The following is a 6,303-nucleotide window of genomic DNA, read 5'->3' on the forward strand; positions in this document are numbered from 1 at the left end:
TCCTTAGTTAATTTTTTTTTGGGGGGGATTTGAGATGATTCCTATGACTTATTTGATGTTAACAGATAATTTAATAAACAAATATTCGAAAAAGAAGATATGACACTATATTTTTCATTTGCAGTTTCTAAAGATACAAACCAAAGTTTATTTAATTCAAAAAAAATAATTTATATTTGCTTAATTGCTATATAATAATTTAAATAAAGTCTATGAAAAAGATATACTTAATGGTCTTCTTGTTAATGTCTTACATTTCAATAGGTCAAAATATAACAGTGATTAATGGTGGAAGTATTACAATACCCAAAGACAGTTATGTTTTTGTTGGTGGTAATTTTTCTAACACAGCAGGCACCGTAACTCTAAATTCCGATTCAGATGAGTTTTCATCGTTATTGGTAAGTGGCACTTCCTTAGGGAATATCACCTATAACCGCTATGTAAATGTAGTTGGTTCTGGAGAGTGGGATTTAATAGGTGTGCCAGTATCTGGTATGGCATTTAGTTCTTTAATAAACGATGCCAATATTGCAACAAATGGAAGTGGTACTTATGCAGTAGGTTCTTATGACAATACTATTGATACTTGGATAAACGCTACTAGTGCAACCGCAGGTAATTTAGGTAATTTAGCTTTAGGGCAAGGATACCAAATGGCTACCACAAGTGGAGGTACACTCTCTTTTGCAGGTTCGATTGCCAATGGAGATCAAAGCATTACCATTAACAATAACGATGCAGCAAATTCAGGAGCAGGAAGGCGTTGGAATTTAATAGCCAATCCATTTGCGTCGTATCTTAATGCAAATTCTAATGCTGATGAAACAAACAATTTTTTAACAGTTAACACAGCAGCAATCGATGATGCATTTGAGGCAATCTATGGATGGAATGCAGACGGCACTGGATATACGATCTATAACAATACAAGTACAGCCACACATATAGCCCCTGGCCAAGGTTTTTTCGTAGCCGCTGCAGGAAGTGGAGAAGATCAAACAATCACCTTCACTAAAGCTATGCAAACAGTTACTGGAGTCGATGATTTTGTTGCCTCGAAATCCTATGTAAGGAGTTATGAATTGGTTTTAGACATGTATAGTGATACGGTTAAAGTGGCAGACACTAAATTTTATTTTAAAGAAGGATTGACATTAGGATTAGACCCAGGGTATGATGCTGGAGCCTTCAACCAATCTTCAGGTTTTAGTTCGAGACTTTTAGAACAAGACAACGGTATTGGCTTGGCTATCAATGCGATGCCTATTGATGCTCTGAGTAATGTAATAATTCCTCTTATAGTGCATCAGCAAGCGGGTGTTTCTCTAAAAATTCAAATAGCAGGCAGCACAATACCAGAAAACATTAATGTGTATTTAGAAGACACAGTAGAAAACACGTTTACACTTCTTAACAACAAAGATTTTAAACTCTTAGCGCAAACTAATTTGAGTGGTGTGGGTAGGTTTTACCTTCACTATACTACAAAAACCCTTTCCACAGAAATTGTGAGCAGCACTTCTTTATTAACTGCTTATAAAGGAAAAGGAAATGCTTATATCTCTGTAGAGGGATTACAGAAGTTTTCACAGCCAGCAAATATTATCCTTTACAATACATTAGGTATGAAAATACTTTCAAGAAATATCCAAAACCCTTCACAGAAAGAGATGCTTTCTACAGTAGGTATTAAGACTGGAGTCTACATCCTAAAAGTACAGGCAGAAAACATTGTTTTCACTAAAAAATTAGTAATAGAATAAGAACTCAACATGAAAAAACAGAAAACACGCCTGACACTACAAATGATATCAGTAGAACAGAAGCTATAAAGAGAATGGGAAAGTATACTACACTAACGGCGATGGGAACATTTATGATTCTAAGTCCTAAAAAGGTACAAGCTGCATCTGGTCCTTCTGAACCTCGTGGCTTTTAATAAAACAACTATTAAAAGAACAAATAAACTATTAAAAAGAAACAACCCAATGAAAAAAATCGTTACACTCTTATCAATATTACTATTCACTGCAACAACCTATGCCCAAGTGGGTATTGGCACGACAAGCCCAGACGCTTCGTCTGCTTTAGATATTACCTCTACCACAAAAGGGTTGTTGATACCAAGAATGACGGCAGCCCAGCGTGCTGCAATTACTACCCCATCTCAAGGTCTAATTATCTTTTGTACAGATTGTGCATCTGGTGAAGGTGAACTTCAGATTAGGCTTACATCCAGTTGGAAAAATTTACATAATGGAGGTGATATAAATGACCCAGTTCTGCCAACTTCTCAAGTATCTAATGGATCGGGAGGTTTCTATACTTTTTTGAGTCACAACTTAGGAGCAGATACTTCACTAGACCCACATACACCGGTAAAAGGCCTTAACGGTGATTATTACCAATGGGGCAAAAATGCACCTGACGGTGACGTAGATGCTTTGATAGGTAGTACTTGGGGAGATCAAGGGGGTACTACGGCTAATGGAAACTGGACCCCTCTCGCAAAAGGTCCTCAAGACCCTTGCCCAGCAGGTTATAGAGTACCTAGCCATACAGAATGGATAGCTGTAAATTCTAACAATAATGTTACTAGAACAGGTACGTTTGTAGAAAATAATACTAATTATGGTTCTGCCTTACATTACGGTACTATAGAAGTTCCTAAACAGTTGACCTTGCCTGCGGCTGGTGCCCGCCTCGACCCCAGTGGCACGACCCCCCCCGTTGAAGGTGGCTCGCTTAATAGCCGTGGTGAGCACGGCCTCTACTGGAGTAGTTCAGAGAATGGTAGTGGTAGTAGTTCTTTAAACTTACACTTCAATGGAAGCTCTGTGAACGCGTTCAACAGTAACAATCGTCTATTTGGCTTTTCGGTAAGATGTATCGTAGAATAAATTCTATGTATTTGTCTATTTACAACATTTTTAAAATCGGCTGTGAAGCCGTCGATTTTTTTTTAAACCAAGAAACAGCAGATGACCATCAAAGAAATAATAGCTAAAGAAGACAAATATCTCTTAAGATGATAAAAAAAATAGCAGTACCACTTTTTTTGTTTATTGCCATAAATAGCTTTTCTCAATCTATTTCTATGGATTTTCCTGCCTTAGCTGGTAAAACCTACGATTTTATAATCTTTCAGGGTAGCAAACAAGAAACCGTACAGCAAGATACCATTCCTGCCAACGGCAAGTTTACACTAAAAATACCCAAAAAATATGCCCCTTATACGGGCATGTGCCGATGGTTGATCACCAACACGGCTGATGGAGGTGGTTTAGACATGGCAATACCAGGTTATAATTTTTTTGTAACTTGCCTAAGCGATACCCCAGATAATAACAATATTGTTTATACTGGTTTTAATGCTGTAAACGAACTTAACAGCCTAAACGTCCAACAACTGCAAATCATAGAAAAATTTGAAGTTGTAAGTAAGGCTTCTGTTTTGTACGTAGAAAATAAAAAGTTATACACAATTTTTAATAAAGAAAAAATAAAACAAAAAAAAGCGTTCGAAAACTTTAACAAACAACTAAAGAGCAACCCCAGTTTTAATGCCCGTTTTTTACCTATATTAAATCTAACAAAAGGTATACCGCCGCATTTAACAGCTAATGAAGACGAAAAAGCAGCTATCTATAACCAATTTATAACCAAAGACCTAAACTTTAATGATTTATATGTATCAGGGCATTGGACCGCTATTATACGAGATTGGGTAGGTTACCAAAGCAATGTGGTACAAGATACCGCTCAATTTGTAAAAGATTTTCAATTGATAAGTGATAGAATAACCAACCCAACGCAGTACACCGATTTTGTGGGGAAACTCACCTATTACTTAACTACGTTTGGTAAAGATAATTATGTAGCTGCCATTACAAATGCTGTGTTAGGTTCGGGTAAAGTAAATGCGTATGCAGGCAGTTTGCAAGTGTATATAAAGGCTACAATAGGTAAGCAAGCTCCAGATTTAGTTATTAAAGAAAATGTAGGATCAGAAAAAGAAGTGAACCTTGTAAATACACTTTTAAAAACAACTTCTTTAGCATCTAAATATAGTTTGCTATTGTTTTACCAATCTGATTGTGGTCCTTGTAAACAAACCATAGCGGCACTAAAGGATCATTATTCTAATCTTGTTGCCAAAGGTATAAAAATAGTTGCTCTTTCTGCAGATACAGACCCGCAGGTATTTAAAGACAGCGCAGCAGCATTTTCATGGAAGGATAATTATTGCAATTTAGAGGGTTTTAAAGGTATTAATTTTAAGAATTATGCAGTAACTGGTACACCTACTATGTTTATTTTAAATAGTAAAGGCATTCTACTTAAAAAAATAGCGACTATAGAACAGTTATTAACTTGGAGTGAAAAGTTATAATACCGATTAAAATTTATATTTTAAAATTGCTTTACTTTATTATACCCAGTAAAAAGGTTTTGTACAACCTCACAATTTTAATCCACAACAAGTTAAAGGATCATATTTAACAACTGTTTCATACCCTTTTAGAAATGAAATTCATCAGGAAATAGAAGTATAATGGTACAATTAAACAAAGTTTATAAATTCACGGACATGGTTTAATTTAAACACCTGGAGGGAAAGTTTCGCGTAAAAATAGAATTTTAAATCAATCTTAACGATTTATTATATCAATTTAAAAAATCAACCAAATCTCCATCATCTTCAAGATCAGTATTTTCTAAAAATTGCTGCATAAATATTAAAGCCTTGTTTATATAGTTTTACTAAGGTTACACCGCATTTTTGATATTCTGTTTTATCAGGATGTGTAATAATTTTATGTTCTCTTTAAATGATGATTTTTCTTGTTAAAAATCATTTTTAGATCTAAATGTACCGATTACTCTACTATACAGACACTTGTGTATTTAATTTTAAAAACAAATTACAATTAATTAATGTTTATAACGAATTAATTGCTAAAAATTCAAAATAATATTTTGTAGTAGTATCAAACTGTTAATTTCATATGGTCAAAATTTAGACCATAAAAGAAATTTTACAGCAATACTTGATAGCTGTTTTTTTAAAGGTAGTTCATTTTCATAATGTATTATTAAGGATTTAATCAATTTTAAAAAAATCTAAAGGACAAAAATATAGAATAAATAAATCGCCAAATGTGTTTTAAAATCATTTAATGAAAAGAACTGAAAACTTAGCGAATATAATTTTTGGCTCTATAAATCAATTAAAGCAATATAAACTATAAAAACAAAGGTTGAAAAAATTATTTATTTTATACATTTGTATCTGAAAAAGTTATTGATAAAAATTGTTATGAAAAAAACTATCCTTTTGGGTGTACTGTTATGTGCATCTCATTTAACTTACTCCCAAACAACATTTGCATCTTCTGGCGGAAACATCAAAAGTGATACAGGCTCTTTAACCTTTACAGTTGGTCAATTAGTTTACATTACAAGCAATAATGATAATGGCTCCATAGCTCAAGGAGTTCAACAACCTTTTGAATTTCAAGTGCTTAGTGATTCAGGTATCTCACAAAAAAACATCACCTTATTAACGTATCCAAATCCATCTTCAGATTATTTTGTTGTTAGTACAACAGATACACTCAATAATAAACTTGAATACACGCTTTTTGATATTCAAGGAAAACAAATAAAAACAGGACGAATTGTTAAAAGAAAGACGAATATTGAAATACAAGATATTTCAAATGGAGTTTATTTCTTAAAATTCACGAATGGTAAACAATTATTAAAATCACTAAAAATTATTAAAAAATAAAAAGCTATGAAAAAAAATCTATTAATATTAATGCTCTTTGTAATCTCCTGCATTAACACTTTTGGTCAAACACCAGAAAAAATGAGTTACCAAGCAGTGCTAAGGGATTCAGATAATGTTTTAGTAGTAAATCAGCAGATCGGTATGCAAATTAGTATTTTGCAAGGTGATACTACTGTTTATATTGAAACACAAACACCTACAACCAATAGTAATGGTTTAGTAAGTTTAGAAATAGGCTTAGGTTCAGTTATTCAAGGAGTTTTTAAAGATATAGATTGGAGCAATGGTATCTATTATATAAAAACTGAAATAGATCCAGAAGGAGGAAACGATTATAAAATAATAGTTTCAAGCCAAATATTGAGCGTGCCTTTTGCATTGCATGCTAAAACAGCAGAAAACGGGATTAGTGAAGAACAATCAGAGGCGATTAGTGAGAATACTCGCAAATATTCAAAAACCCAAATAGATTCAATAATTCAATTTGAGAGCACCACGAAATT

At 33.4% G+C, this 6,303-nt stretch carries 5 protein-coding genes; all 5 read left to right on the plus strand.

Annotation, left to right across the window (positions count from 1 at the left end; translation table 11 throughout):
* Positions 1-212: 212 nt before the first annotated feature.
* On the plus strand, positions 213-1,766 hold the full coding sequence (locus ACW9UN_RS16260; protein WP_459487423.1) for a DUF8693 domain-containing protein: 1,554 nt from the start codon (positions 213-215) through the stop codon (positions 1,764-1,766).
* A 225-nt stretch (positions 1,767-1,991) separates the two neighbouring features.
* A complete protein-coding gene (locus ACW9UN_RS16265; RefSeq protein WP_459487424.1) occupies positions 1,992-2,903 on the plus strand; it encodes a phage tail-like protein in 912 nt (303 codons plus the stop codon).
* A 128-nt stretch (positions 2,904-3,031) separates the two neighbouring features.
* Positions 3,032-4,396: a peroxiredoxin family protein gene (locus ACW9UN_RS16270; RefSeq protein WP_459487425.1), complete on the plus strand. Its 1,365-nt coding sequence runs from the start codon at positions 3,032-3,034 to the stop codon at positions 4,394-4,396.
* A gap of 927 nt (positions 4,397-5,323) precedes the next feature.
* A complete protein-coding gene (locus tag ACW9UN_RS16275; protein ID WP_459487426.1) occupies positions 5,324-5,797 on the plus strand; it encodes a T9SS type A sorting domain-containing protein in 474 nt (157 codons plus the stop codon).
* Positions 5,798-5,803: 6 nt separating this feature from the next.
* On the plus strand, positions 5,804-6,303 hold a 500-nt coding region (locus tag ACW9UN_RS16280; protein WP_518525019.1), incomplete at its 3' end, for a DUF8740 domain-containing protein.

The sequence above is a fragment of the Polaribacter litoreus genome, assembly GCF_054584775.1.